Genomic DNA, 22,182 nt, shown 5'->3' on the forward strand with positions numbered 1-22,182 from the left:
CTCACGGAACTGCGAGGCGCAACCTCTTTCTCCGGCCTGCGCGAAGGACCGACGTATGAGCGAGACCGAGGTCGACCTCGACGCCGAGAAGTACGAGAAACACCGTGAGGCCGGGCGCATCCTCGCGGAGGTGCGCGACGAGGCCGCCGAGATGGTCGAGGTCGGCGTGAGTCACCTCGAAGTCGCGGAGTGGGCCGAGAACGAGATACGGGACCGGGGGGCGCAACCGGCGTTCCCGGTCAACATCTCCATCGACGAGGAGGCCGCCCACGCGACGCCGGGCATCGACGACGACGCCACCTTCGGCGAGGAGATGGTGAACCTGGACATCGGCGTCTGCATCGACGGCTGGCTCGCCGACACCGCCATCACCGTCGACCTCTCGGGCAACCCGGAACTCGTCGAAGCCTCCGAGGAGGCCCTCGACGCGGCGCTGGAACTCGTCGAAGCCGGCGTCGACACCGGGACCATCGGTGCCGAGATAGAGGACGTCATCACGAGCTACGGCTTCAACCCGGTCGTGAACCTCACCGGCCACGGACTCGGCCACTGGGAGCAGCACACCCCGCCGAACATCCCGAACCGGGCCGTCTCCCAGGGCACGACGCTCGAAGTGGGCGACGTGGTCGCCATCGAACCGTTCGCCACCGACGGGTCCGGGAAGGTAAGCGAGGGGTCGAAAGAGGAGATATTCGCGCTCGAACGCGACCGGTCGGTCCGCGACCGGAACGCCCGGCAGGCCCTCGAACAGATCACCGAGGAGTTCCGGACCCTGCCGTTCGCGACCCGGTGGCTGGACGTCTCCCGGCCGAAGATGGCGCTGCGGCGGCTGAAGTCACAGAACGTCGTCCACGGCTATCCGGTGCTCAAGGAGGCAGCCGGCAAATTGGTAAGTCAGAAAGAACACACCGTCATCGTCACCGAAGATGGGTGTGAAGTGACGACCGAGTCGCTGTAATCGCCCTGCCGGACCCCACCCGTCGTTGCACCCCGTCGTTCGAACACCGTCAGGCGTTGTTCATCCGCTGACTGGCCCGTTCCCCGCACTGCTGACACTCCGTGACCCGGTACGGTTCGCGCGAGAACTCGGCGTTCTCCCGCTTGCTGCTCTCCGTGACCAGCTGCACGGACACGTGGTGGACCGTCTCGGTGGCACAGTAGTCACAGCGTTCGGTTCGCCCGTCGATCGCGTTGTCAGTCGTCGCCATCCATTGCCCACAAGGTATACACGGGGTATAAAAAGAGCCGACCGTTCAGCCCCCGACGTTCTGCCGAAATGATAACTGTTGAAATCCAAGTAATCGGTACGTAATTTTGGAGTAACGAAACGTTTCCCGGCCGAATTGCCCCTGCTTGTAGATTCGAAGCGCACACTTGAACCCCGTATAGCACCGCCTTCACGGCGGTAGTCGGAGCGAAACCGGGCGCTGGATTCAAACCGTCGCCGGCCGGACTCGAACCATGGACCAGGTCTTCGCACCGTGGCGCATCGAGTGGGTGGAACGCGAGGGGGACGACGACGTCGACGGGTGTCCCTTCTGCGAACTGCCGGCGCGCGACGCCGACCGACAGTACCGCATCGTCGCCCGCAACGACGGTGCCTTCGTCATGCTGAACAACTACCCGTACAACCCGGGGCACGCGATGGTCATCCCGGACCGCCACACGGGGGAGTACACCGCCCTCGACGACGAGGCGTTGCTCGCACACGCCCGACTGAAACAGCGCACCCTCGACGCCCTGTCGACGGCGATGGACCCCCACGGCTTCAACGCCGGACTGAACCTCGGGGGCAGCGCGGCAGGGGGGTCCATCGACGACCACCTCCACACCCACGTCGTGCCGCGATGGTCGGGCGACACCAACTTCATGCCCGTCGTCTCGGACACGAAGGTCATCGTCGAGGCACTCGAAGACACCTACGGGCGCCTGCACGATGCGTTCGCCGAGCAGGACGGCGCGACGGTCGAGGACGAGGACAGTGCGGTCCGGTTCTGAGTGCCCCGACCGCGCCGCCCGCCCGCAATACCGGCCTTCTAAATACGTCTGGTTCCTCTACCGAGCACGAATGGACCGCCGCAAAACCGTCCGACGCGTCGGGGCCGTCGTCCTCGCCGCCAACGTCGTGCTCGCGCTGGCGAAGGGCGCGGTGTACGTCGAGAGCGGGAGCCTCGCCGTGGGGTCCGAGGCGGTCAACAGCGTCGCCGACTCGGTCTACAGTCTCGTCGTGCTCGTCGGACTCTACCTGACCACTCAACCGCCGGACTTCGAGCATCCACACGGCCACGAGCGCATCGAACCGTTCGTCTCGCTGTTCGTCGCGGCGGGGGTGTTCGCCGCCGGCGGACTGGTGTTCTGGCAGTCGGTGTCGACGCTGCTCGCCGGGGACGTGACGGTGCGGGCCAGCGCCGGCGGCGTCGCGGTCCTCGCGGCGTCGGCGGTCGTCAAACTCGGCCTCTACCGGTACTGCCGGGGCCAGGGCGAACGCGTCAACTCGCCGGCGCTGGTGGCGACGGCGCTCGACAACCGGGCCGACGTGCTCACCGCGCTGGCCGCCCTCGTCGGCGTCGTCGGGGCGGGAGCCGGCTATCCGTTCCTCGACCCGATGGCGGCGGCCGTCGTCGCCGTCGGCATCCTCTGGACCGGCGTCGAGATCGTCCGGGACAACGTGAACTACCTCGTCGGGGGCGCGCCGCCAGAGGACCTGCGGGCGGAGATAGTCGAACGGGCCCTCGACCATCCCGAGGTGCGGGGCGTCCACGACGTGGTCGCACACTACGTCGGCCCGGAGATAGACGTGAGTTTGCACGTCGAGGTGGAGGGCGACCGCACGCTGTTCGAGGCCCACGACATCGAGAGCGACGTCGTCCAGTCCATCCGGGCGATTCCGGAGGTAGACGACGTCTTCGTCCACGTCGACCCGAAAGAACTCGGGGAGTGGAAGGACGACGACCCGGACCTGCTCGTCGGCGACGGCGACGAGTGAGGCGGCCGCCCGGCCCCGCCGGTGAGGACGGTGACCCGCCGCCGACCCGCATCAGACCGGGTCGGCGAAGGCGTAGACGGTGTTGTGACCGGTGACCTCGACGTCGAGGAAGTCGCCGGGTTCGACGCCGTGGTCCGAGGCGTTCCGGACGATTAGCTGCCGGTACGCCGAGTCGCGGCACTTCACGGAGTCGCCGGTCCCCTCCTCGACGACGAGGACGTGGCGCTCGTCCCCGACCATCGACTCGTAGGCCTCGCCGACGACCGTCATCTTCAGTTCGGACAGTTCCTTCGAGCGGTCCTTCTTGACCTGGCCGCCGAGGCCCTTCATGTCGGCGGCGTCGGTCCCGGGGCGCTTCGAGAACCGCGTGACGTTGATCTTCTCCGGGCGGGTCTCGCGCAGGAGCGCAACGCTCTGTTCGTGGTCGGCCTCCGTCTCTGTCGGGAAGCCGACGATGAAGTCGGTCGAGAGCGTCCAGTAGTCGAGCGCGTCGTCGAACGCCTCGACGACCTCCAGGTACTCCGAGACCTGGTGCTGGCGACGCATGTCCCCGAGCACGTCGTTCGAACCGGACTGGACCGGGGCGTGCAGGAAGTCGTACAGTTCGTCGTGCTCGGCGAAGACCGCCGCGAGTTCGTCGCGGATGCCGTGGACGCCCTTCGGGTTCGCCATGCCGACGCGGACCCGGAAGTCGCCGTCGATATCGGTACAGATGCGGTCGAGCAGCGTGTGGAGTTTCCGTTCGCCGGTGTCCCAGCCGTAGACGCCGGTGTCCTGGCCGGTGATTCGTATCTCCTTCGCGCCCGCGTGGACGAGCGCACGCGCCTTCTCGACGTTCTCCTCGACCGGCGGCGAGTCTATCTTCCCCGTCGCCTGCTTCGTGATGCAGTACGAGCAGTCGCTCATGCAACCGCGGGCGATGGGCAGGATGCCGACGACGCCGTCGAGGACGGGTTCGACGCCCGGCCCGGGGGTCGGACACTCGCCGTTCGTGACCGCCTGGGGGACGTCGTCCCAGTGGAGGACCTGGGCGTCGACGTTCTCGGAGCGGAACGTCTCGCCCTGTGCCAGCGCCATGCACCCCGTGACGATGAGGTCCGCCGTCTCCGATTCGAGTTCTTTGGCCCGTCGGAGCATGTTACGCTCCGTCTTCTCGACCACCGTACAGGTGTTCAGTATCGCGACGTCGGCTGCGCCCGCATCCTCGACGCGGTAGTGGCCGGCGTCGCGGAGCGCCGACTCTATCTGCCGGCTCTCACCGCGGTTCGAGGTGCAGCCGTACGTTTCGATGTGATATCGGGCCATTCCTATCCATCGTAACCGGTCTGTGGTCAAAAGGGCGACGGATGCCCGTCGCTCGCACCCTGCTCACGACTGTTGTTAGCACGGTTTCACGTCCTGAAACGAAGGCGGTAGAGTTTTAACTTCTCATTTTCAACACATGATTCGCCATGCGAACACACAACCGCGCACTCCTCGCTGTCACCCTCGCCGCCCTGCTCCTGACGAGCACGGTCGGCGCGGTTGCAGTCGGGGGACAATCCGGCCAAAGCGCTCTGAACGGCGCACAGGCCGGGGATGCGCCCGATGCGGCAGACGAAATATACGTCGAAGAGGACGGCGACGCCGTCCTCGTCTATCGAAACGACGAAGGTTCGGCGAACGGACACTTCGGGGCCGACCTCTCCGAGGGACTCTTCCACGTGTTCCTCAACGACACGATGGACGAGGCCCCCGAGGACAACGTCAGCGGGAGCGCCACGCTCGAACTCGGTCCCGAGGAGCTGACCGGCGAGGGTGCGTTCTCGATGGACACGCCCGACTCGGTCGAAGAACTCACGTTCGACGCCTCGGGCGAGCAGACCCGCGAGAACGCCCAGGGGTCGATGACCCTCGACGCGACCTTCCTCGACGAGTCGAGCACGACGCCGCGGGGGACCTCCATGTTCGAGTCGCTCTCGACGGAGGGGACGATGACCTCCTCCGCGAGTTCGTTCTCGTCCGAGGGGTCGGTCAGCACGACCTTCTCGCAGAACCCCGGCGTCGGCGAGATGAGCCACTCGTTCACGCTCGAAGAGACCGACGACGCCTACGTCCTCAGCGGTGCACAGGACTACGTCGTCGGTTCGTACAGCGCCGACCACTGGAACACCGAGTCGAGCGCACAGCGCAGCCTCGAAGCCCAGTTCGGCGCCGTCGCCCGACAGCTCGACGGCGACGTCTCGGTGACCCTCGACTCGCACTCGTTCGATTCGAGCACGAACCGACTCGACATCGAGTACACCGTCGAGTTCACCGGCGTCGACCAGGCCGTCTCCGAGCAACTCGCCACGTCGCTCGCCTCGTCCCGGAACCTCGACCTCAGCCAGGCCGAGGCCGACGACCTCGCCGAGCGAATCCAGTCGGTCGAACTGACCGAACTGTCCGGCTCCGTCGACGTGGATGCAGAGCAGGCCACCGTCTCCTGGAACGTCCAGATAGACAACGCCGACGAGGCCGCCCTCGCGATGTTCGACGTCGTCGAGGCAGCCGAGACGGAGCAGTCCCAGGTGGACGTCGAGAAGATGCGGACCCGCTTCGAGGCCGGTAACGCGGCCGACCTCCGCCAGACCGTCACCTGGAACGGGTCGTTCTCCTCGTCGAGTTCGGACACCGTCGAGGTCCAGTTCGAGGCCGACTACCGGACCGAGAACTGGCAGGACTACGTCGACGAACTCGAGAGCCGCGACGTCGAGTGGTCCGGCGAGACCACCTTCGAGGCCCACGCCGAGACCGAGGACGGCGAACTGAGCGTCGACGCCTCCGCGACGGTCAGCCAGGAGGGACTCGTGAACGACGCCATCGACACCATGCTCGAGGAGGGCGCGCGGTCCGGCACGGACCAGACCGCCGCGAACGAGCAGACGACTGCGTTCCTCGAGGCCTTCCAGCGCTCGGACTTCGAGCGCGCCAAGATGGAGGTCTCGATGGAGAACCGGACCGTCACGCTCGAGGCCGGCGCGAGCTTCGACAACGTCTCCGCGTTCCGCGACGTGATGGAGGACGAGTACGGCAACATCACAGTCGCCAGCGCCTACGGCGAGATCGAAGACGGCGAGGGCGTCACCTACGTCCGCGTCTCCGGTGCCGTCGGCGAGGACGCCTCCGAGTCCGACGTGCGCGACCTCTCGGTCGTCGACGACGACACCGAGGTCAACATGCCCGGCGACTGGGACCCGGACGAACGGGACTTCCCCGAGATGGACGAAGCGGAAGCGCGGAACTTCCTCGCGGTCGACGACAGTGGCGGGACGTTCGCCGCAGTCCCCGGGTTCGGGCCGGCACTCGCGCTCGTCGCACTGGCGGCGGTCGCGCTGTTCGCCCGACGTCGCATCGAGTGAGCTAACCAGCGTCTCTAGTTTTCCCTCTTTTCGCGGCCGTCAGTCGCTCGACTCGAAGTCCTCGACGATGGCGACGCCGCTCGACGCGCCGATGCGGACCGCGCCCGCGTCGAACATCGCCTCCGCCTCGGCCCACGACCCGACGCCGCCGCTGGCCTTGACCGGGAGGTACTCGCTCATCAGTTCGACGTCGGGAACAGTCGCACCGCCGTCTGCGAACCCGGTCGACGTCTTGACCATGGCCGCGTCGGCGTCCTCGGCCGCCTTGCAGGCGGCGTGTTTCTCCTCCTGGGTCAGCAGTGCCGTCTCGATGATGACCTTCACCGGGACGGGGACGGCGGCGACCAGTTCTTCGAGTTCGTCGTGGACCGCACCGGTGTCCCCCGCCTTCAGGCGGCCGACGTTGATGACCACGTCGAGTTCGTCGGCGCCGTCGTCCCACGCCTCGACCGCCTCGTCGCGCTTGGTCCGTGGCGTGTTCTGGCCGTGGGGGAAGCCGACCACCGTCGCCAGCGTCACGTCGGGGGCGTAGTCGCCCGCTTCGGCGACGTAACACGGCGGGATGCAGGCGTTCATCCCGTACTCGGTGGCCTCGTCGAGTACCCGTTCGACGTCGTCCAGCGTCGTCTCCGGCCCGAGGACGGTGTGGTCGATGCTCGCGGCGAGTTCGTCTCGGTTCATGCCTTCCCGTTGTGGGGCCGAGGGTAAAATACGGGCCGTTCCGGTGACACGAGAGTCACGCGACTGTGACCGGGGAGGACGTCACTTTTGTGCCCACGCATCCGAGTTCCGGTATGACCGACCCCGAGGTTCACCCGGAGGTGGCCGAGACCGCAGAGGAGATAGCGACGATGGAGATACGCGGTGCGGCGACCATCGCAGCGGGTGCAGCGGGCGCGCTCGCGACCCAGGCACGGGAGTCCGACGCGGAGACGCCCGAGGCGTTCTGGGCGGAACTCCGGCAGGCGGCGAAGCGACTCTACGAGACGCGACCGACCGCGGTCAGCCTGCCGAACGCGCTGCGGTTCGTGCTGGCCGACGTACACGGCGACACCGTCGCGGAGTTGCGCGAGTCGGCCGTAGAGAGCGCCGCCGAGTTCCAGCGCGAACTCGACCAGGCGCAGGACCGCCTCGGGAAGGTCGGTGCGAACCGGCTTCGCGACGGCGACGTGGTGATGACCCACTGCCACTCGACGGACGCGCTCTCGTGCGTGAAGGCGGCGCTCGACCAGGGCAAGCACGTCGAGGCCATCGTCAAGGAGACCCGCCCGCGGAAGCAGGGTCACATCACGGCCGAGCAACTGCGCGAGTGGGGCGTCCCGGTCACGCTCGTCGTCGACAGCGCCGCCCGCCGGTACCTCAACGACGTGGACCACGTTCTGGTCGGTGCGGACTCCATCGCGGCCGACGGGAGCGTCATCAACAAGATCGGCACGTCGGGGCTCGCGGTCAACGCACGCGACCGGGGGACGCCGACGATGGTCGCCGCCCAGACCATCAAACTCCACCCGGACACGCTGACGGGTCACACGGTCGAGATAGAGATGCGCGACGAGACCGAGGTCATCGGGGCGGACGACCGCGAGCGCATCCAGGGCGACCCCGACGGCTTCACGGTCGAGAACCCGGCGTTCGACGTGACGCCGCCACGGTTCGTCGACGCTATCGTCACCGAACGCGGCCAGTTCCCACCCGAGAGCATCGTCGTGCTGATGCGTGAACTGTTCGGGCGCGACACCGCCCGACCGTGGGAGGGATGACTGCACCGCCGGACGCTAACTTTCCCCCGGGAGGCGACCGGAACCTTCTTTCCGGTCGCCGGCAGGATATGTGAGCATGGTACTTGCAGGGGCCGAGCTACCTCCGCTGCTCTACGCCGTCTCCCTCCTCCTGGCGTTCCTCGGGGTGGCCGTGATGCTCTGGGCGGTCCATCCACCGATCACCGACTGGACTGCGGTCGCCTTCGCACCGTGGATGGTGACGGGTGCGACGCTCCACGTCCTCTACCAGCTGGAGGCGTACCCCGATGCGGTCGCGCCCCTGTTCGGAACGGTGACCGTCTACGTCACCACGGCCATCGTCACCGGCGTCGTCTGGATAGCGATGACGTTCGTCGCCGCGGTCAAGAACAACTTCGACATCGACCGCGGCGTCGGCATCGTCGGCACCGGCGTCGCCGTGACGTTCGCCGGCTTCGCCATCCTCATCGCGGTCAGGAACGGCACCTTCACCCCGTTCTGGTCGGTCGTCGGCGTCATCGTCGCCGCCAACGTGGCGACCGTCGCGTGGGTGCTGTTGAGCCTCCGCTACACCGACGTCGCGGCCCACGTCGGCAAGACCGGTGCGTTCGTCGTCTTCGCACATACCCTCGACGGCATCACCACCGCCATCGGCTACGACGTCCTCGACACCGAGGAACGCGTCGCCCTCTCGAAGTACATCCTGGAGGCCGGTGAACGCCTGCCCATCTCGGACATCGTCGGTGCGGGCTGGCTGTTCGTCGTCGTCAAGGTCGTCCTCGCGCTGGTCATCGTCGCGGCGTTCGACGAGTACGTCCAGGAGCGTCCCCGCCAGGCCCGCCTCATGCTCGCGTTCGTCGCCGCAGTCGGCTTCGGGCCGGGCGCTCACAACCTGTTGCTCTTTACGGTGTCCGAAGGGGTGGCGCCCACGAACCTGCCGTTCGCACTCGCGACGTTCGCGGGGGTGGCTTGATGGCACGCGTGCTCACCGCGGGCCACGTCAACTGGGACGTGACCCTGCGCGTCGACCGCCTCCCCGAACCCGACGGGGAGTCGCGCATCCTCTCACAGCGTACCTCCGGCGGCGGGAGCGCGGCGAACGTCGCCGTCGCGCTCTCGCGACTGGACGTCGAACCGAGCCTCGTCGGGAGCGTCGGCGACGACGAGCACGGCCACCTCGCCCGCCGCGAACTCGACCAGGTCGGCGTCGACCTCCGTGGACTGCTCACGGTCCCGGACACCGAGACGACAGTGAAGTACCTCCTCGTCGACGAGACGGGCGAGGTGGCCGTACTCGGGAACGACGGCGCGAACGAGGCCGTCCGGCCCGACGACGTGGCCCCCGAACACGTCCAGTCCGTCGACCACGTCCACCTGACGAGCCAGCGACCGGACACCGCCGCCCGCATCGCGGAACTGGCCGCCGACGCGGGCATCCGCGTCAGTTTCGACCCGGGTCGACGACTCGCCGACCGTGACTTCTCGGCGGCGCTCGACAGTTCGGACGTGCTCTTTTGCAACCACCGCGAGGCCGAGACCGTCCTCGAGACGGAGTACCCCGGGTCGGAGTTCGCCGACCGTGTGCTCGTCGTCAAGCGCGGGAGCGACGGTGCGGTCGTCCACACCCCGACGGCCACGTACGAGCACCCCGGGTTCGGCGTCGAACCCGTCGATACGACCGGGGCCGGCGACGCGTTCGCTGCCGGGTTCATCGCCGCGTTGCTCGACGCCGAAGACTACGAGCGGGCGCTCGAACACGGCAACGCCTGCGGGGCCATCGTGGCCTCCAGGGAGGGTGCGCGCGCGTCGCCCAGCACGGAGGCGCTCGAATCGTTCCTCGCCGAGCAGTTCTAGTCCGGGGGAACGGCGACTCGCCGGTCACCGCCACCATCGCCACCTCGGCCGGAACCCACCAGATACCCGACAGGGTGTCGCTACCGGCGTCTCACTGGCCGGCGTCCGTCGGCCGTGGCCGGGGCGTGACGAACGTTTTTTGGCCCGGTTCCCCGAATCCCCGTCCATGACACAGCCGCACCTGCTCGTCGACGAGGGTGACGTACACGACATCGCGCTGATTCCTGGCGACCCGGGCCGCGTCGACCGCATCGCCGGGCACTGCGACGAGCACGAGGTCGTCGCCGAGAACCGCGAGTACAAGGTCGTCAACGCCAGCTACGAGGGCGTCGACCTGACCATCTGCTCGACGGGCATCGGCTGTCCCTCCGCCGCCATCGCCGTCGAGGAACTCTCGCGCGTCGGCGTCGAGACGTTCATCCGCGTCGGCACGACCGGGGCGCTCCAGCACGACGTCGAGATCGGCGACATGATAGTCGCCACCGGTGCGGCCAAGAACGAGGGAACGAGCAAGCGGTACGAGGCCGTCGAGTACCCCGCCGTCCCGGACTTCGACGTGACGACGGCGCTCGTCGAGGGCGCCGAGGCGAACGAGGAGGACGTCCACGTCGGTCCCATCGCCAGCGACGACGCCTACTACGCCGAGACGGACGCGTACGTCGCGGACTGGGAGGACGCAGGTATCCTCAGCGTCGAGATGGAGGCCGCGACGGTGTTCACGCTCGCCCGCCGGAAGGGACTGTCTGCCGGTGCCATCTGCACGGTCGACGGGAACCTCGTGAAAGGTACCCAGAAGGGCACCGACACCGAGGACGAGGAACTGCCCGAGAAGGCGAAGAACAACGTCGGGCGGGCCATCGACATCTCGCTCGAAGCCGTCCGCGCGCTGACGCGGTAAGCGGTACCGGTCGAGTGACGGGGGTGTCACGAGACCGGGCGGGGCGTCGGACGTCAGGGGTCGGGCGGCACTATCGAACGTAACGCTTCTGACGGGACCCACCCCGTCTTCCCGGTCGAGTTCTCGCACCACTCCCAGCCGGCGATGGTGACGTGAGACGTGAGCGTTTCACCGGGTTCGACGGAGAGTTCTCTCGCGACGTACTCCTCGCGGCTGACCCACCGCCCGTCTCGACGTTCGACGTACGCGTCCGGAATCCACCCCTCCTGTCCGGCGGTATCGATACACCAGAGCCAGCCGTCCCACTCCGTCTCCCGGTCTTCGACCGCGAGTTCGTCTCCCTCGCTCACCCGTATCGGCTCCGGATACGCGGACTCGTACGCCTCGACGACTCGACGACGATTCGACGGCACGTCTCTCATTCGTCCAGCGGTGTTCGGCGGTAGCAGCGAAAACCCTCCGGTCCGGGGCTCGAAACCGGAGACCGCGGCGGCGAGTGCGACGGGGCCGACCGGACGGTCGCGGGCTACGGTCGACCGTCGGGGCGACGGTCTGTCGAGCAGTCGGCTACCGTGGGTGCCCGCTCTGCCCCCCTCGACGTGACCGGATACAGAACCGTTTTCTCTCTGGCGGCGATACGCCATGCCATGCTGCAGGCCGTCCGGGCGCGTGTCGGCCGCTGGATGGCTCGTCTCAGGCGCGCCGAGCGCCGCGAGCTACGGGACTTCCGACGGTGGGTCGAACACACGAGCAATCTGGTGCACCTCTCGGTCCTCGTGTTCGTCCCCTTGCTCATCGCACTGGTGACGTACATCTCGAACGTGAGCCCCGTCATCTCCTTCCTGCTGTTCCCACCGCTGGCGTCCGGGACGTTCACGCTGTTCGCAGACCCCGAGGGTCGATACTCGTCACCGACGAAGTTCGTCGGTGGCCTGACCGCGGGTGCGCTCTGTGGCTTTCTCGCCATCGAAGCGTCGACCTTCCTCGGGTTGGGAGCAGTCGACATCACGGCGGGGACGGTCAGCGCCGCCGGCGCCGCACTGAGCATCTTCCTGACCGGTGCGGTGACGTGGGCGCTCGACCTCGAGGAACCGACGGCGTTCTCGACGGCGCTGTTGACCCTGCTCACCGGCGGGAGCAGCGGCGAGTTCGTTCTGAGCGTCGCGGTGTCGGCGACCATCGTCGCCTCGGCGTTCTACGCCTGGCGCGAACTGTTCTACGACCGGCGGGCGAAGTACCTCTACCAGACGACGCAGGGCGACGACCACGTGCTCGTCCCCATCCGGGGCGACCGGAGCGACGAGACGGCGATGTTCGCGGCGCGACTCGCGGCGGCGCACGACGCCGGGAAGGTCGTCCTGCTCGACCTGGTGACGGAGGAGGAGATCGCCGACGCCGAGGACGCCATCGAACGAACCGAGCACGTGGTGGAAGTCGCCGGCGGGGACACGGAGGCCGAGTCGGAGACCGACGCGACGGCCGAGGCCGAACAGCAGGTGGCGGGGCAGGCCGCCATGCGACTCGAGCGACTCGCCGGCCGCATCGAGACGACGGTCGGCGTCCCCTGCGAGGTGGTCGTCGCCGCCCCGTCGGGCGACGAGGCGAGCACCGTCATCCGGACCGCCAGGGAGACGAACTGCGACCTCGTCGTGACGCCCTACGAGGAGCGATACGGGAGTCTCTCGCCGTTCGTCAAGCACCTGTTCGACGGACCACTCGACGTCGTGGCGTTCCGGTCCCAGTCGGGACAGACGCGCTGGCGCCGCGTCCTGGTCGCGGTCGCACGCGCGGGCGAGACCGCACACGCGATGCTCGACTTCGCAGAGCGCGTCTCGGGGCCCGCCGGGAAGGTGAGCCTCTGTACGTGTATCGACTCCGAGAGCCAGCGCCGGCGGGCGGAGTCGATGCTGGTGACCCTCGTCGAACCGTTCGAGGCCACCTTCGAGACGCGAGTCTCGCGGGACTCCATCCGTCGGTTCCTCACCGCGAACGCGTCGTCGCACGACCTCGTCGTCGTCGGGGCGAGCACCGACCGCACCGCCGCCTCGCGCTTCATCGCGCCGCCGACGTTCGAGCGCATCCGCGACGTCGACTGCGACGTGGCCATCGTCCACCGCGGCCACTGAGTAACTCGGCCACGACGGGCCGGGACCGGTCGCGGTGGCCCGTCACGAGCACAGACTTCATCCCTGCCTGATGCGTACATGTACCATGGACCTATCCACCACACTCGAAGAGCAACTCGTCTCGGCCTGCCGGACCGGACTCGGCGACACGCTCCGCTCAGTCATCGTGTTCGGGCCCGACGACTGGACCCTCAGCTACATCCGGTCGGACCTCCAGGAGAGCGAATCGGCGCTCCGCGATGTCAAACGGGAGATCGTCGAGAACGAACGGATGGGGTTCACCTCACAGGAGACGTACCGGTCGCTCGCGAGCGACGCTGAGGTCGGGGAGTCGCTCGGGAAGTACCATTTCACGGTTCGCGTGTTCGACCACGGCTACCTCGCCCGGGTCATCGTCGGCGAGACGGGCGTCATCGCCACGACCGACGAGATGAACATCGACGCGTTCGAGGACGTCGCGACGACCCTCCGGAAACTGCTCGGGGACTAGTCCTCCGACTCCCTCGGGTCCGTCTCGAGTATCTCGTCGGCGACGTCCTCGGTGTTGTCCCGGCCGAGCGCCGACTCGACGAGCAGGTGACCGCCGATGGCCGCCGGACTGATGACCGTGTCTGCGCCGGCACGACGGAGTTTGTCGACGTTCTCGCGGTCGGTGGCGGCCGCGACGATGCGGACGTCCGGACGCAACTGGCGGGCGGTCAGGACCGCCAGCGCGTCCTCGGCGTCGTTGTTCGTCGCCGTGACGACGGCGGTGGCGTCGGCCAACTGGGCGCGCAGGAGCGGTTCCTCGTCGCTCGGGTCGGCGGTGATGACGTTGATGCCGCGGTCGGACAGCTGGGCCGCCTTCGCCTGGTCGGGCGTGACGACGACGAAGGGGACGTCGGCCGCCGTGAGTTCGCCGAGTATCGGTTCCGTCAGGTCACCGAACCCGAGGACGATGACGTGGTCTTCTAGCAGGTCGAGTTGTGTTTCAGTCATTCTACCGAGTGCACGCTGGAATCTGGATTCGAGTATCGGACCGAGCAGCGTCCCCAGTCCGATGGTGAAGCTCGCGACACCGAGGACGACGACGGAGACGCCGAACAGTTTCGCCCGGACGGAGGTCGGTCCCGGAGTCACGTCGCCGTACCCGACGGTGCTCGCGGTGACGACGGTGTAGTAGAACGCGTCGAGCAGTCCGGGCGACCCGTCCCGTATCGACGTGAACTCGTCGCGGAGCGCGTACGCACCGACGGTCCCGTACAACTGGACGCCCGCGAGGACGAGGCCAGCAGCGATCTGGGACGGCGACAGCGTCAGCCTCCGGTCGAACTGCCGGCGGTTGAGGAACAGGCCGGGAATCGACACGAGCGACAGCGCCACGAGCGGGTACGAGAACGGACTGGACTGGATGACGCCCTGGACCGCCGTCAGCGGGAGCAACACGAGTGCGGCGTACAGCGCGCTGCGTCGTCGTCTCCGGAGTCCGTAGGCGCTCAACAGCAACAGGAAGCCCGTGACGGTGCCGGTGAAGCCGGCGGTCTGCTGGACCCCGACCGGGATGTACGGACTCAGCACCCCCGGCGAACCGCCGGCGATGGTGACGATGCCGGTCGCCACGGAGAGCAACGCGGAGACGGTGGTCAGTAGCACCGCGAGGCGTGCGCCCGTGGGCCGGTCCAGCGGTCCCATGTCCCGCCCTGCGTCGGCGGAGCGTAAAAGGATTCGCGATGTCGCGACCGGCGTCGCGACCGCGGTTCCGCGGGCGACACTGGTTTATCGCCGGCGAGCGAGTCGATGGACATGCCATCCCTGCCGGTCGAGGTTCTATACGGTATCTACCTCGGATTGCTGACGGGAATCGTCCCCGCGCTGGTGTCCGGGACCCTCGGCTTCGTCTTCAGGTACGTCACGGGGGTCACCGTCCCTGGCCTCGGCGTCGTCGTCCTCGCGGTGGCCATCGCGGGCGTCAACGGCGGCCTGATGGGCCTGCTCGATCCTGCCGTCGCCAACTCGCCGACCCTGCTCGTCGCCGTCGTCGTCATCATGATGCTGTCGCTGTGGGCACACAGCCAGGGCGACGAACTCGGCGCGAGCATGCCGAAGCGCGTCTCGCTCGCGACGCTCCGCCAGCGGACCATCTCGACCGACGTGGTCGACATCGTCGGCGGCGTCGGCAAGGTCACGCTGCGACCGACCGGCCCGGTCCGGGACATGGAGGGCTACCCGGCCCTGCCCGCCGACCTCCGTGCGACCGTCGCCGAGGGGTCGTGGTCGTTCCCGGCCGACCTCCCGCTGGCGGAACTGGAGGCGCGCCTCGTCGAGCGCCTGAAGACGGAGCACGACCTCGCGGACGCGGCCGTCACCGTCGACACGCGGGCCCGGGCCACCATCGCCGCCGCGCCGCCGGTGAGCGGACTCTCCCGGCGCATCCCGACGGGACAGCGCGCCGTCTCGGTCCAGTCGCTCCTGCCCACCGGTGCCTCACGGGGCGACGAGGTCGTCCTCGACGTCGACGCCGGTCGCATCGAGGGGTCGCTCCTGGGCGCGAAGGCGGTCGAGACTCCACCGCTGCCGACCGACGCCGGCGACGACTCGTCGGCCAGTACCGACGGCGGTTCCGACGCCCCCGCAGCGACGCCGACGGCACCGACCACGGCCGGGGGCGAGGGCCGCGCCACGGTCGCCGTCTCGCTCGAGGACGCCCGGACGCTCCTCGGCGTCGACCGCGCCCGACTCACGGTCCGGTCTCGCGGGACGCGACGCGAGTTCGAACTGGTCTCTCTCCTCCGGCGCGCCGGCAAGCGATTCCGGAAGGTGTCGGTCCGTGCCGACGGTGCGATGGACGGCGTGACCCTCGGCGAGGCGAGCGTCCGCGACAGCTACGACGTGGCGGTACTCGCGGTCCGGCACCCGACGGGCGAGACCACGGAGGGCGACCGCCGCTGGGAGTTCGCACCCCGTGGCGACACGGCACTCGCCGCCGGCGACGAACTTTTCGTCGTCGGCCAGTCGCGCGCACTGGCCGCGTTCGAGGGGGTGGTCGCGTGACGGGCGTCGACCCGTCCTCCGTCGGACTCCTCGGTGCGGCCGCCCGCGTCCTCGGACTCGCCGGCCTCGCCGCCGCCGTGGCTGGGGGCGTGGCCATCGCCTACCGGTGGTACACGCGCCAGCGTGTTCCCGAGGGCGTCTCGGTCCTGCTCGGAATCAGCGCCGTCGCGCTCGTCCTCAACACGGAGGAGACGCTCAGACTCGTCATGGACGGGAACAACGCCGTCGACCAGTCCGCTGCCGTCGTCACCGTCGTCACCGTCGTCGCCGCCGGCCTCGCGACGGGCGTCGGGCGCCGACTCGGCGACGGGTTCGCGGCCAGCGCCTTCGCCGTCACCGGGGCCGCCAAACTCGACCGCGAGGTATCCCAGTTCGTCCGTGCCGTCGGCCGCGTCGTCGTCGTCACGCTCCCCGGGGACGTCGAGGACATCGACGGCTACGACCCGGTCGACCCGGAGGTCAAGGCCGACCTCGCGGACACCACGCTGGTCTTCCCCCGACGAATCACCGTCGCCGAACTCCGCGACCGCATCGTCGCCCGTCTCAGGGACGACTACGGCGTCGGCCACGTCGACCTCGAACTCGGCGACGACGGCACAGTGGAGTACCTCGCAGTCGGGTCGCGAGCCGCCGGCCTCGGCCCGACGCTGGCTCCGGGGACCGTCGCGGTCGCCGTGCAAGCCGACCCGGCGACCAGCGCCAGCCCCGGCGACGTGGTGCAGGTCTGGGAACGCACCGACGACGGTGGCCTCACTCGCCTCGCGACCGGCGAACTCAGGGCCGTCGTCGACGACGTGGTCACGCTCGCCGTCGACGAGCGCGACGCCGACGTACTGGACGGCGAGACGCGCTATCGCCTCGTCACGCTCCCGACCGAACCCGCCGCCGACCGCGAGTTCGCCGCCCTGCTCCGTGCGGCCGACGAGACCATGGGTGCCGTCGAACTCGCGCCCGAGAGCGCCCTCGTCGGCACCACCGTCGGCGACCTGGACGTCACCGTCGCCGCACTCAGGAATCCGGACGGGTCTGTCCTCGCCACCCCGCCCCGGCGCACCGACCTCCTCGCCGGGTCGACCCTGTACGTCGTCGCCCGGCCCGACCGACTCCGTCGGTTCGAGGCCGTCGCCCGCGGGGAGGCCGAGGCGAAACCGATTTCCTGACGGCGACGCTGGACTCCTCTATGCAGTGGAAGCTCTTCGCCGACCTCTCCGAACGCGCCGGCGACGACACCGTCGACGTCAGCGTCGACGCGGCCGACCCGACCGTCGGCGACGCCCTCGACGCGCTTCTCGACTCCCGGCCCGCACTCAGAGCGCGCGTGCTGACCGAGGACGGTGCCGTCGTCCCCGACGTGAACGTCCTGCTCGACGGTACCGACGTGTTCGTCGACGGTGCGGGCCTGGAGACGCCGGTCGACGAGGGCGCCGAACTCGCGCTCTTCCCGCCGGTCACGGGTGGGTGACGGTTCTCACGGACGAACTGCGGGGACGAACCGACTAGCCGTAAAGTTCGCGGTAGGCCGCCGTCAGGTCGGCGGCCATCACGAAGTCAGGTTCGTCCGAGATGCCCGACCGCAGGAACGACCCGGCGCTGACGTACTCGACCGTCTCGGGGAGCAGCACGCGGACCCAGTCGGCGTCGAGCGAGGCGGCGTCGCGCTGGATGGCGGCGACGAGTTCGCGCGCCGCGTCGAGGTCGTCCCAGGCGGCGACGCCGTACTCTGCCCAGTGCTGGGACTCGCCGTCCTCGTCCTCGCGCTCGTAGTCGCGAACCCGGTAGGTGACCCCCCGGGTGCCGTCGCGGGCGGTGACGGCGGCGAGCATGGTCTCGTCGGCAGCGCGCTCGAAGAGGGTGGGGGTGAGTTCGGCGACGGCCCAGGACTCGTCCATGGCGAGGCCGAGGCCGCGGAGGTGGTCGCGGGCGTCGCAGTCGGTCCAGTACGTCCAGGCGGCACCCGGGTCGTCGGTGACGTCGAGAGGACCCTCGGCGTCGGGGTCCGGGTCGGGGTGGAGCCATCGGAACTCGGTGGCTGGCCCGAACCCGACGGCCCGGGAGTGGCCGAGGCCCATCGTGTTCCACGAGAAGACCATGTTCCGGGCGACGGTGGCGCCCTGCTCGCGCGCCCAGTCCCACATCTCGTGGGTGAGTTCGAGGCCGATGCCGGCGCCGCGATGCTCGGGGGCGGTGCGCATGCCCTGGCACCAGGCCTCACGCTCGGAGAGGAGGACGACCTGTGCGATGGAGACGGCGGTGCCGTCGACCTCGGCGACGCAGGTGAACTGCTCGTCGTACTCGTCCTCGGTCTCTATCCAGTCGTGGTAGATGTTGGGGATGTAGTCGCCACCGTCGCGGTCTGCCCAGGTGTCGCTGGTGAACGCGACGACGTCGTCGTAGTCGTCGGGCGTCGCTCTGCGGTAGGTCACGTCGGCCTGCATCGTCACGCGCTCCAGGGACGTGACTCCTCTGTTATCTCGCCGGCCAGGGGTTCCCGCATCGTCGCGGCAACGTCGTCGGCGTTGGCCAGCGCCCACATGAGTTTGACCTTCGCGGTGCCGGGGAGCATGTTCTCGCCCTCGACGACGCCGGCGTCGAGCAGGTCGCGGCCGGTGTCGTAGACGCGGTCGCAGACGCGCCCGTCGATGCACTGGCTGGTCATGACGACGGTGGTCCCGTCGTCGACGAGCGACGCCAGCTGGTCGATGCGGTCGGTGTGGACGTGGCCCAGTCCGGTCCCCTCGACGACCAGCCCGGACTTGCCCTCACAGGCGTCGAAGAACGCGGGGTCCATCCCGGGCGTGAACTTCACGAGTTCCACGTCGGGGTCGAGGTCCGGCAGGACGTCGAGTTCGACGGCACCGCGTTCTGCGTACTCGCCGTCGAAGCTGACCGTCTCGGTGTCGTAGTCGACGGTGCCGAGAGGCTGGGCGCCGACCGTCTCGAAGGCGTCCCGGCGGGAGGTGTGGTTCTTCCTGACGCGGGTGCCGCGGTGGAGCGCGCAGACGTCGTCGCTCTCGCTCGCGTGCATGCAGACCATGACCTCGGCGGCGTCGGACGTGGCGGCCTCGACGGCACAGACCGCGTTCATCACGTTGTCCGAGGACGGCCGGTCGGCGGACCGCTGGCTCCCCGTGAAGACGATGGGGACCGGCGTGTCGAGCATGAACGAGAGTGCCGACGCCGAGAACTGCATCGTGTCGGTGCCGTGCATGACGACGACGCCGTCGGCGCCGTCCGCTATCTCCTCGTAGACAGCGTGGGCGAGGTCCTGCCAGATGGGCACCTCCATGTTCTCCGAGAGGATGTTCGCGACGACGCGACCCCGGTAGTTCGCCCGGCCCGCGAGGTCCGGCACCGCCCGGAGCACGTCCTCTGCGTCGAACCGGGCGGTCACAGCGCCGGTCCGGTAGTCGACGGTCGACGCGATGGTGCCGCCGGTCGAGATGAGCGCGACCGTCGGCAGGTCCTCGTCGAACGTCACCGCCGAGGATTCGGTCTCGTCCTGTGCGGACTCTATCTGGTACACGTCGGACTCCAGTACGGTCGTGTCGCTCCCCTCGCGGTCGATGCCGACGTTGTAACCACCGTCCAGCTTAACGACGAGCTGTTCGGCCGTCGACGACGGGAGGAGGACGCCCTCGTACTCGCCGTCCGCGCGTTCGACGCGGATGCGGTCGCCTGGGTTCATGGCCGCAGGTTGGCCTCGCCGCGACGTAAAGCCATCCGTTCGGGTCGACGGACCCGGTCCGGACTGCCCCCGTGCAGTCCGGTCGTCGAACCGACGAAAAGGCTCTTGTCTCGACAAATCGTACACGGGACCATGCCAGACCGCTCCGAGGAGGAGACCGTCGAGAAGTCGACGGACGAACTCCTCGCCGAGACCGACGACCTGCTCTCGGACATCGAGGGGGGCGAGCGCGAGGGAGCGACGCGCACGGACGCCCAGGCCACGTCGTCGGCCGACGACGGCACGGATTTCGACCTCGGGTCCGCCAGCGACGTGACGTCCGGACCGGACCAGGCGGACACCGGCGGCGGGGGCTGGCGGCGCGTCTTCGACCCGCGGTCGTTCCTGCTGGCCGGCGCGCTCCTGCTCGTCGGGTTCGTCGCCGGGAGTTTCGTCCCGCTGGGCGTCGTCGGTCAGTTCGCCGGCGTGGTAGGCGCGGCGTTCCTCTACGGACTCGGGACGAGCGAGCGGCGGTACGTCGAGACGGGCCTGGCCGGCGCCAGCATCGCCGTCGCGTCCGCGTTCCTCGAGAACCTCCGGTTCGCCTTCCTCCCGGGTGGGAACGCGTTCTTCGCCGTCATGGCCGTCGCCGGACTGGTCGCGGGGCTCCTCGGGTTCTACTTCGGCAGCGACCTCCGGAACGGCATCACGTCGGGCCCCGACGACCTCGAAGACGGCCGCTTCCGGTAGCGGTCGGCCCGAATCCCGGCAGTATCAGTCCGCGAGGCTCCAGCCGTCGTTCGTGTAGCGGACGAGACCGTTGTCCTGCAGGTCGGCGAGCACGTCCTCGACCATCCCGGGCGGTGCGTCGACGCTGTTGGCTATCTCGACGGCCGACTTGGGTGCCGACCGGACCGCGAGCAACACGTCGGCGTAGAGGCGACTGTCGGCGCCCGCGCCGACGGACTCCGTGATGCGGTCGAGGACGTCGGTCATCCGACCCTGCACCCAGCGCTGGGCCATCGACAGTTCGTTCTCCAGTTCCTCGAGGCGCGAGAGGTCGGCGACGAGGTCGCCGGGTTCGGTGTCGTCCTCGGAGTACTGCACGTCGAGTTTGAGGTGCCGACACGCGGTCATGTCGAGGCTCTTCGACGCCGGGTACGCGCTCTTGGTGGCGAACCCGTACGGCGAGACGTTGACCTCGAGCCTGAGGTTGCGTGCGATGTGGAAGTACTTGCGACGCTGATCGTCGGTGTGGCTCTCGATGAGTCCGGCGTCTTCGAGTTTGCGGAGGTGCTCGATGACCGCCTTGGGGCTGACCCCGAGGTACTCGCTGATCTCCGTCACGTAGCACGGCTTGCGAGCGAGCAGGCGCAGGATGCGCCGTCGGTTCTCGTTCCCGAGCAGGTCGAGCAACGCCGCTGAGTCCATCTATCACCACCTTGGCGACTGGGGCGTAAAAGAGTCACCCCTCCGGCGCGGGGGCGCGGAATCGCAAGACTGGTCGCCGGGAACGGGTGAAATCGAGAGAAGACGCTCGTCGAACTGGGAGTGCGGGTGGTCTACCGGTCGAGGGTGGCGATACGCTCGCGCACGGTCAACGTCGCGTCGTCGACGGTGGGCAAGACGCCGTCGTCGCTGTCGCCGTCGTCGCCGCCGGTCAAGGGGTCGTCGCCGTCGGTCTCGTTCCCTACGTCGGTCTCGTTCCCCGGCGTCGTCACGGACACGCTCTGGTTACTCTGGTTACCCGGACCGGAACCGTCGCCCTGGGCTCCGTCCGCTCCGAGTCCGGGGACGTCCTCCGGGCCGCCCTCACCGGCGAGTTCGTGTGCCATCTCCGCCACGTCCGGCCCGGACAGTTCGCTGGCGTTCGCCCGGATGGTCTGGAGGGTCGCCGTGTCGGCGCCGACCTCCTCGGCGGCCGTCTCGGTCTGGTCCAGTGCCTCACCGAGCGCGGACAGCTGGCTGGTCAACCGTGCCAACTGCGCCCGGTAGGCGACCGGGTTCATGTCGCTCCGGCGCTCTCGCAACTGGGCCAGTTGCCGTTCGAGCTCTTCGACGCGCTGTTCGAGCACCGTGGTCCGGCTCTGGACGAGTTCGGTCCGGCTCTGGTTGTCGGCCGAACTGCGCCACGCGGCGCCCCACATCCCGTTGTCGACGGACGACTCGGCTTCGGTCGCCGAGGACTGCGCGAACGTCGAGAACGCGGCTCCCATCGACTTGTTCGACTGGTTGGCCGTCTCGTTCGGCGGTGTCGCCGCCGACGCGTCGGCCATCGAACCGGTCGGGGTCCCGGACGTGGACGCGGCCGTCGAGCCGTCGGCCACGGCGACGGGGAGTGTCCCGGCGACCACCAGCAGGCACAGGGTTACGACGAGTGTTCTCCGCATCACTCCTCGCTACGAACGACTACTGTAAAAACCTCCGCCACCGTTCGGACCGTTCGGCGCCACCGTTCAGGACCGTTTTTCGCCGTGCCGTCCGGTGGAATTGCACTCGTATATA

At 68.7% G+C, this 22,182-nt stretch carries 23 protein-coding genes; 14 read left to right on the top strand and 9 right to left on the bottom strand.

The window, feature by feature from the left end; all coding sequences use genetic code 11:
- Positions 1 to 55: 55 nt before the first annotated feature.
- The gene (map, locus tag ACSC1W_RS06815; protein ID WP_435346180.1) at positions 56 to 958 is read left to right on the top strand and encodes a type II methionyl aminopeptidase; all 903 of its coding nucleotides are present in this window, start codon (positions 56 to 58) and stop codon (positions 956 to 958) included.
- A gap of 49 nt (positions 959 to 1,007) precedes the next feature.
- On the opposite strand, the gene ACSC1W_RS06820 is transcribed toward map, so the two are convergent.
- Complete coding sequence (locus ACSC1W_RS06820) at positions 1,008 to 1,208, bottom strand: DUF7835 family putative zinc beta-ribbon protein (protein WP_435346181.1); 201 nt, start codon at positions 1,206 to 1,208, stop codon at positions 1,008 to 1,010.
- A gap of 253 nt (positions 1,209 to 1,461) precedes the next feature.
- On the opposite strand from ACSC1W_RS06820, the gene ACSC1W_RS06825 reads away from it, so the two are divergent.
- Positions 1,462 to 1,998: an HIT family protein gene (locus tag ACSC1W_RS06825; protein WP_435346182.1), complete on the top strand. Its 537-nt coding sequence runs from the start codon at positions 1,462 to 1,464 to the stop codon at positions 1,996 to 1,998.
- A gap of 70 nt (positions 1,999 to 2,068) precedes the next feature.
- On the top strand, positions 2,069 to 2,986 hold the full coding sequence (locus ACSC1W_RS06830) for a cation diffusion facilitator family transporter (RefSeq protein ID WP_435346183.1): 918 nt from the start codon (positions 2,069 to 2,071) through the stop codon (positions 2,984 to 2,986).
- 51 nt (positions 2,987 to 3,037) lie between these two features.
- On the opposite strand, the gene ACSC1W_RS06835 is transcribed toward ACSC1W_RS06830, so the two are convergent.
- Positions 3,038 to 4,291 (bottom strand): tRNA (N(6)-L-threonylcarbamoyladenosine(37)-C(2))-methylthiotransferase, encoded by a 1,254-nt coding sequence (locus tag ACSC1W_RS06835; RefSeq protein WP_435346184.1) that lies wholly within the window; start codon positions 4,289 to 4,291, stop codon positions 3,038 to 3,040.
- Positions 4,292 to 4,437: 146 nt separating this feature from the next.
- Between ACSC1W_RS06835 and ACSC1W_RS06840 the strand changes: the two genes are divergently transcribed.
- Complete coding sequence (locus ACSC1W_RS06840; protein ID WP_435346185.1) at positions 4,438 to 6,366, top strand: PGF-CTERM sorting domain-containing protein; 1,929 nt, start codon at positions 4,438 to 4,440, stop codon at positions 6,364 to 6,366.
- A gap of 39 nt (positions 6,367 to 6,405) precedes the next feature.
- Here ACSC1W_RS06840 and deoC read toward each other — a convergent pair whose 3' ends face one another.
- Entirely contained in the window at positions 6,406 to 7,047 is a 642-nt protein-coding gene (gene deoC / locus ACSC1W_RS06845; protein WP_435346186.1) for a deoxyribose-phosphate aldolase, read from the bottom strand.
- Positions 7,048 to 7,160: 113 nt separating this feature from the next.
- Here deoC and ACSC1W_RS06850 point away from each other — a divergent pair, with 113 nt between their 5' ends.
- The 4 genes from ACSC1W_RS06850 to ACSC1W_RS06865 all read left to right on the top strand — a co-directional run bounded on the left by ACSC1W_RS06850 (position 7,161) and on the right by ACSC1W_RS06865 (position 10,857).
- Entirely contained in the window at positions 7,161 to 8,126 is a 966-nt protein-coding gene (locus tag ACSC1W_RS06850) for a ribose 1,5-bisphosphate isomerase (RefSeq protein ID WP_435346187.1), read from the top strand.
- 76 nt (positions 8,127 to 8,202) lie between these two features.
- Positions 8,203 to 9,078, top strand: a complete 876-nt coding sequence (locus ACSC1W_RS06855; RefSeq protein WP_435346188.1) for a DUF63 family protein — start codon at positions 8,203 to 8,205, stop codon at positions 9,076 to 9,078.
- Complete coding sequence (locus ACSC1W_RS06860) at positions 9,078 to 9,959, top strand: ATP-dependent ribose-1-phosphate kinase (protein WP_435346189.1); 882 nt, start codon at positions 9,078 to 9,080, stop codon at positions 9,957 to 9,959. Before ACSC1W_RS06855 ends, ACSC1W_RS06860 begins: the two co-directional genes overlap by 1 nt.
- 166 nt (positions 9,960 to 10,125) lie before the next feature.
- The gene (locus tag ACSC1W_RS06865) at positions 10,126 to 10,857 is read left to right on the top strand and encodes a guanosine phosphorylase (RefSeq protein WP_435346190.1); all 732 of its coding nucleotides are present in this window, start codon (positions 10,126 to 10,128) and stop codon (positions 10,855 to 10,857) included.
- Positions 10,858 to 10,910: 53 nt separating this feature from the next.
- Here ACSC1W_RS06865 and ACSC1W_RS06870 read toward each other — a convergent pair whose 3' ends face one another.
- On the bottom strand, positions 10,911 to 11,279 hold the full coding sequence (locus tag ACSC1W_RS06870; RefSeq protein ID WP_435346191.1) for an SH3 domain-containing protein: 369 nt from the start codon (positions 11,277 to 11,279) through the stop codon (positions 10,911 to 10,913).
- 225 nt (positions 11,280 to 11,504) lie between these two features.
- Here ACSC1W_RS06870 and ACSC1W_RS06875 point away from each other — a divergent pair, with 225 nt between their 5' ends.
- Positions 11,505 to 12,983, top strand: a complete 1,479-nt coding sequence (locus ACSC1W_RS06875) for an HPP family protein (protein WP_435346192.1) — start codon at positions 11,505 to 11,507, stop codon at positions 12,981 to 12,983.
- Between the two features lie 85 nt (positions 12,984 to 13,068).
- Positions 13,069 to 13,473, top strand: coding sequence for a DUF7522 family protein (locus ACSC1W_RS06880; RefSeq protein WP_435346193.1), 405 nt, complete (start codon positions 13,069 to 13,071; stop codon positions 13,471 to 13,473).
- Here the strand turns inward: ACSC1W_RS06880 and ACSC1W_RS06885 are convergent.
- Entirely contained in the window at positions 13,470 to 14,654 is a 1,185-nt protein-coding gene (locus ACSC1W_RS06885) for an NAD-binding protein (RefSeq protein ID WP_435346194.1), read from the bottom strand. The genes ACSC1W_RS06880 and ACSC1W_RS06885 overlap by 4 nt on opposite strands.
- Positions 14,655 to 14,765: 111 nt before the next feature.
- On the opposite strand from ACSC1W_RS06885, the gene ACSC1W_RS06890 reads away from it, so the two are divergent.
- Genes ACSC1W_RS06890 through ACSC1W_RS06900 form a run of 3 tightly spaced genes read left to right on the top strand, consistent with a single transcriptional unit; the run spans position 14,766 to position 17,475 of the window.
- Positions 14,766 to 16,013, top strand: a complete 1,248-nt coding sequence (locus tag ACSC1W_RS06890; protein ID WP_435346195.1) for a potassium channel family protein — start codon at positions 14,766 to 14,768, stop codon at positions 16,011 to 16,013.
- A complete protein-coding gene (locus ACSC1W_RS06895; protein WP_435346196.1) occupies positions 16,010 to 17,173 on the top strand; it encodes a DUF8167 domain-containing protein in 1,164 nt (387 codons plus the stop codon). The genes ACSC1W_RS06890 and ACSC1W_RS06895 overlap by 4 nt, the downstream gene beginning before the upstream one ends.
- 20 nt (positions 17,174 to 17,193) lie before the next feature.
- Entirely contained in the window at positions 17,194 to 17,475 is a 282-nt protein-coding gene (locus ACSC1W_RS06900; protein WP_435346197.1) for a ubiquitin-like small modifier protein 1, read from the top strand.
- A gap of 34 nt (positions 17,476 to 17,509) precedes the next feature.
- Here the strand turns inward: ACSC1W_RS06900 and ACSC1W_RS06905 are convergent, their stop codons facing one another.
- Positions 17,510 to 18,448, bottom strand: a complete 939-nt coding sequence (locus tag ACSC1W_RS06905; protein WP_435347668.1) for a GNAT family N-acetyltransferase — start codon at positions 18,446 to 18,448, stop codon at positions 17,510 to 17,512.
- Between the two features lie 2 nt (positions 18,449 to 18,450).
- Positions 18,451 to 19,698, bottom strand: coding sequence for a Glu-tRNA(Gln) amidotransferase subunit GatD (gatD, locus tag ACSC1W_RS06910; RefSeq protein WP_435346198.1), 1,248 nt, complete (start codon positions 19,696 to 19,698; stop codon positions 18,451 to 18,453).
- 132 nt (positions 19,699 to 19,830) lie between these two features.
- Here gatD and ACSC1W_RS06915 point away from each other — a divergent pair, with 132 nt between their 5' ends.
- Positions 19,831 to 20,427 carry a DUF8526 domain-containing protein gene (locus ACSC1W_RS06915; RefSeq protein ID WP_435346199.1) on the top strand — a complete coding sequence of 199 codons (597 nt, stop codon included), beginning with the start codon at positions 19,831 to 19,833 and terminating at the stop codon, positions 20,425 to 20,427.
- 24 nt (positions 20,428 to 20,451) lie between these two features.
- On the opposite strand, the gene ACSC1W_RS06920 is transcribed toward ACSC1W_RS06915, so the two are convergent.
- Together ACSC1W_RS06920 and ACSC1W_RS06925 are read right to left on the bottom strand one after the other, a co-directional pair.
- Positions 20,452 to 21,108 carry a metalloregulator ArsR/SmtB family transcription factor gene (locus ACSC1W_RS06920; RefSeq protein WP_435346200.1) on the bottom strand — a complete coding sequence of 219 codons (657 nt, stop codon included), beginning with the start codon at positions 21,106 to 21,108 and terminating at the stop codon, positions 20,452 to 20,454.
- 131 nt (positions 21,109 to 21,239) lie between these two features.
- On the bottom strand, positions 21,240 to 22,067 hold the full coding sequence (locus ACSC1W_RS06925; RefSeq protein ID WP_435346201.1) for a hypothetical protein: 828 nt from the start codon (positions 22,065 to 22,067) through the stop codon (positions 21,240 to 21,242).
- Between the last annotated feature and the right edge of the window lie 115 nt (positions 22,068 to 22,182).

The organism is Haloarchaeobius marinus, assembly GCF_051207415.1.
GTDB lineage: Archaea > Halobacteriota > Halobacteria > Halobacteriales > Natrialbaceae > Haloarchaeobius.

What these genes read in the sequence shown, in the direction of transcription:
- map (WP_435346180.1), top strand. Translation starts at nt 56, where the DNA reads ATGAGCGAGACCGAGGTCGACCTCGACGCCGAGAAGTACGAGAAACAC.
- ACSC1W_RS06820 (WP_435346181.1), bottom strand. Translation starts at nt 1,208, where the DNA reads ATGGCGACGACTGACAACGCGATCGACGGGCGAACCGAACGCTGTGAC.
- ACSC1W_RS06825 (WP_435346182.1), top strand. Translation starts at nt 1,462, where the DNA reads ATGGACCAGGTCTTCGCACCGTGGCGCATCGAGTGGGTGGAACGCGAG.
- ACSC1W_RS06830 (WP_435346183.1), top strand. Translation starts at nt 2,069, where the DNA reads ATGGACCGCCGCAAAACCGTCCGACGCGTCGGGGCCGTCGTCCTCGCC.
- ACSC1W_RS06835 (WP_435346184.1), bottom strand. Translation starts at nt 4,291, where the DNA reads ATGGCCCGATATCACATCGAAACGTACGGCTGCACCTCGAACCGCGGT.
- ACSC1W_RS06840 (WP_435346185.1), top strand. Translation starts at nt 4,438, where the DNA reads ATGCGAACACACAACCGCGCACTCCTCGCTGTCACCCTCGCCGCCCTG.
- deoC (WP_435346186.1), bottom strand. Translation starts at nt 7,047, where the DNA reads ATGAACCGAGACGAACTCGCCGCGAGCATCGACCACACCGTCCTCGGG.
- ACSC1W_RS06850 (WP_435346187.1), top strand. Translation starts at nt 7,161, where the DNA reads ATGACCGACCCCGAGGTTCACCCGGAGGTGGCCGAGACCGCAGAGGAG.
- ACSC1W_RS06855 (WP_435346188.1), top strand. Translation starts at nt 8,203, where the DNA reads ATGGTACTTGCAGGGGCCGAGCTACCTCCGCTGCTCTACGCCGTCTCC.
- ACSC1W_RS06860 (WP_435346189.1), top strand. Translation starts at nt 9,078, where the DNA reads ATGGCACGCGTGCTCACCGCGGGCCACGTCAACTGGGACGTGACCCTG.
- ACSC1W_RS06865 (WP_435346190.1), top strand. Translation starts at nt 10,126, where the DNA reads ATGACACAGCCGCACCTGCTCGTCGACGAGGGTGACGTACACGACATC.
- ACSC1W_RS06870 (WP_435346191.1), bottom strand. Translation starts at nt 11,279, where the DNA reads ATGAGAGACGTGCCGTCGAATCGTCGTCGAGTCGTCGAGGCGTACGAG.
- ACSC1W_RS06875 (WP_435346192.1), top strand. Translation starts at nt 11,505, where the DNA reads ATGCTGCAGGCCGTCCGGGCGCGTGTCGGCCGCTGGATGGCTCGTCTC.
- ACSC1W_RS06880 (WP_435346193.1), top strand. Translation starts at nt 13,069, where the DNA reads ATGGACCTATCCACCACACTCGAAGAGCAACTCGTCTCGGCCTGCCGG.
- ACSC1W_RS06885 (WP_435346194.1), bottom strand. Translation starts at nt 14,654, where the DNA reads ATGGGACCGCTGGACCGGCCCACGGGCGCACGCCTCGCGGTGCTACTG.
- ACSC1W_RS06890 (WP_435346195.1), top strand. Translation starts at nt 14,766, where the DNA reads ATGCCATCCCTGCCGGTCGAGGTTCTATACGGTATCTACCTCGGATTG.
- ACSC1W_RS06900 (WP_435346197.1), top strand. Translation starts at nt 17,194, where the DNA reads ATGCAGTGGAAGCTCTTCGCCGACCTCTCCGAACGCGCCGGCGACGAC.
- ACSC1W_RS06905 (WP_435347668.1), bottom strand. Translation starts at nt 18,448, where the DNA reads ATGCAGGCCGACGTGACCTACCGCAGAGCGACGCCCGACGACTACGAC.
- gatD (WP_435346198.1), bottom strand. Translation starts at nt 19,698, where the DNA reads ATGAACCCAGGCGACCGCATCCGCGTCGAACGCGCGGACGGCGAGTAC.
- ACSC1W_RS06915 (WP_435346199.1), top strand. Translation starts at nt 19,831, where the DNA reads ATGCCAGACCGCTCCGAGGAGGAGACCGTCGAGAAGTCGACGGACGAA.
- ACSC1W_RS06920 (WP_435346200.1), bottom strand. Translation starts at nt 21,108, where the DNA reads ATGGACTCAGCGGCGTTGCTCGACCTGCTCGGGAACGAGAACCGACGG.
- ACSC1W_RS06925 (WP_435346201.1), bottom strand. Translation starts at nt 22,067, where the DNA reads ATGCGGAGAACACTCGTCGTAACCCTGTGCCTGCTGGTGGTCGCCGGG.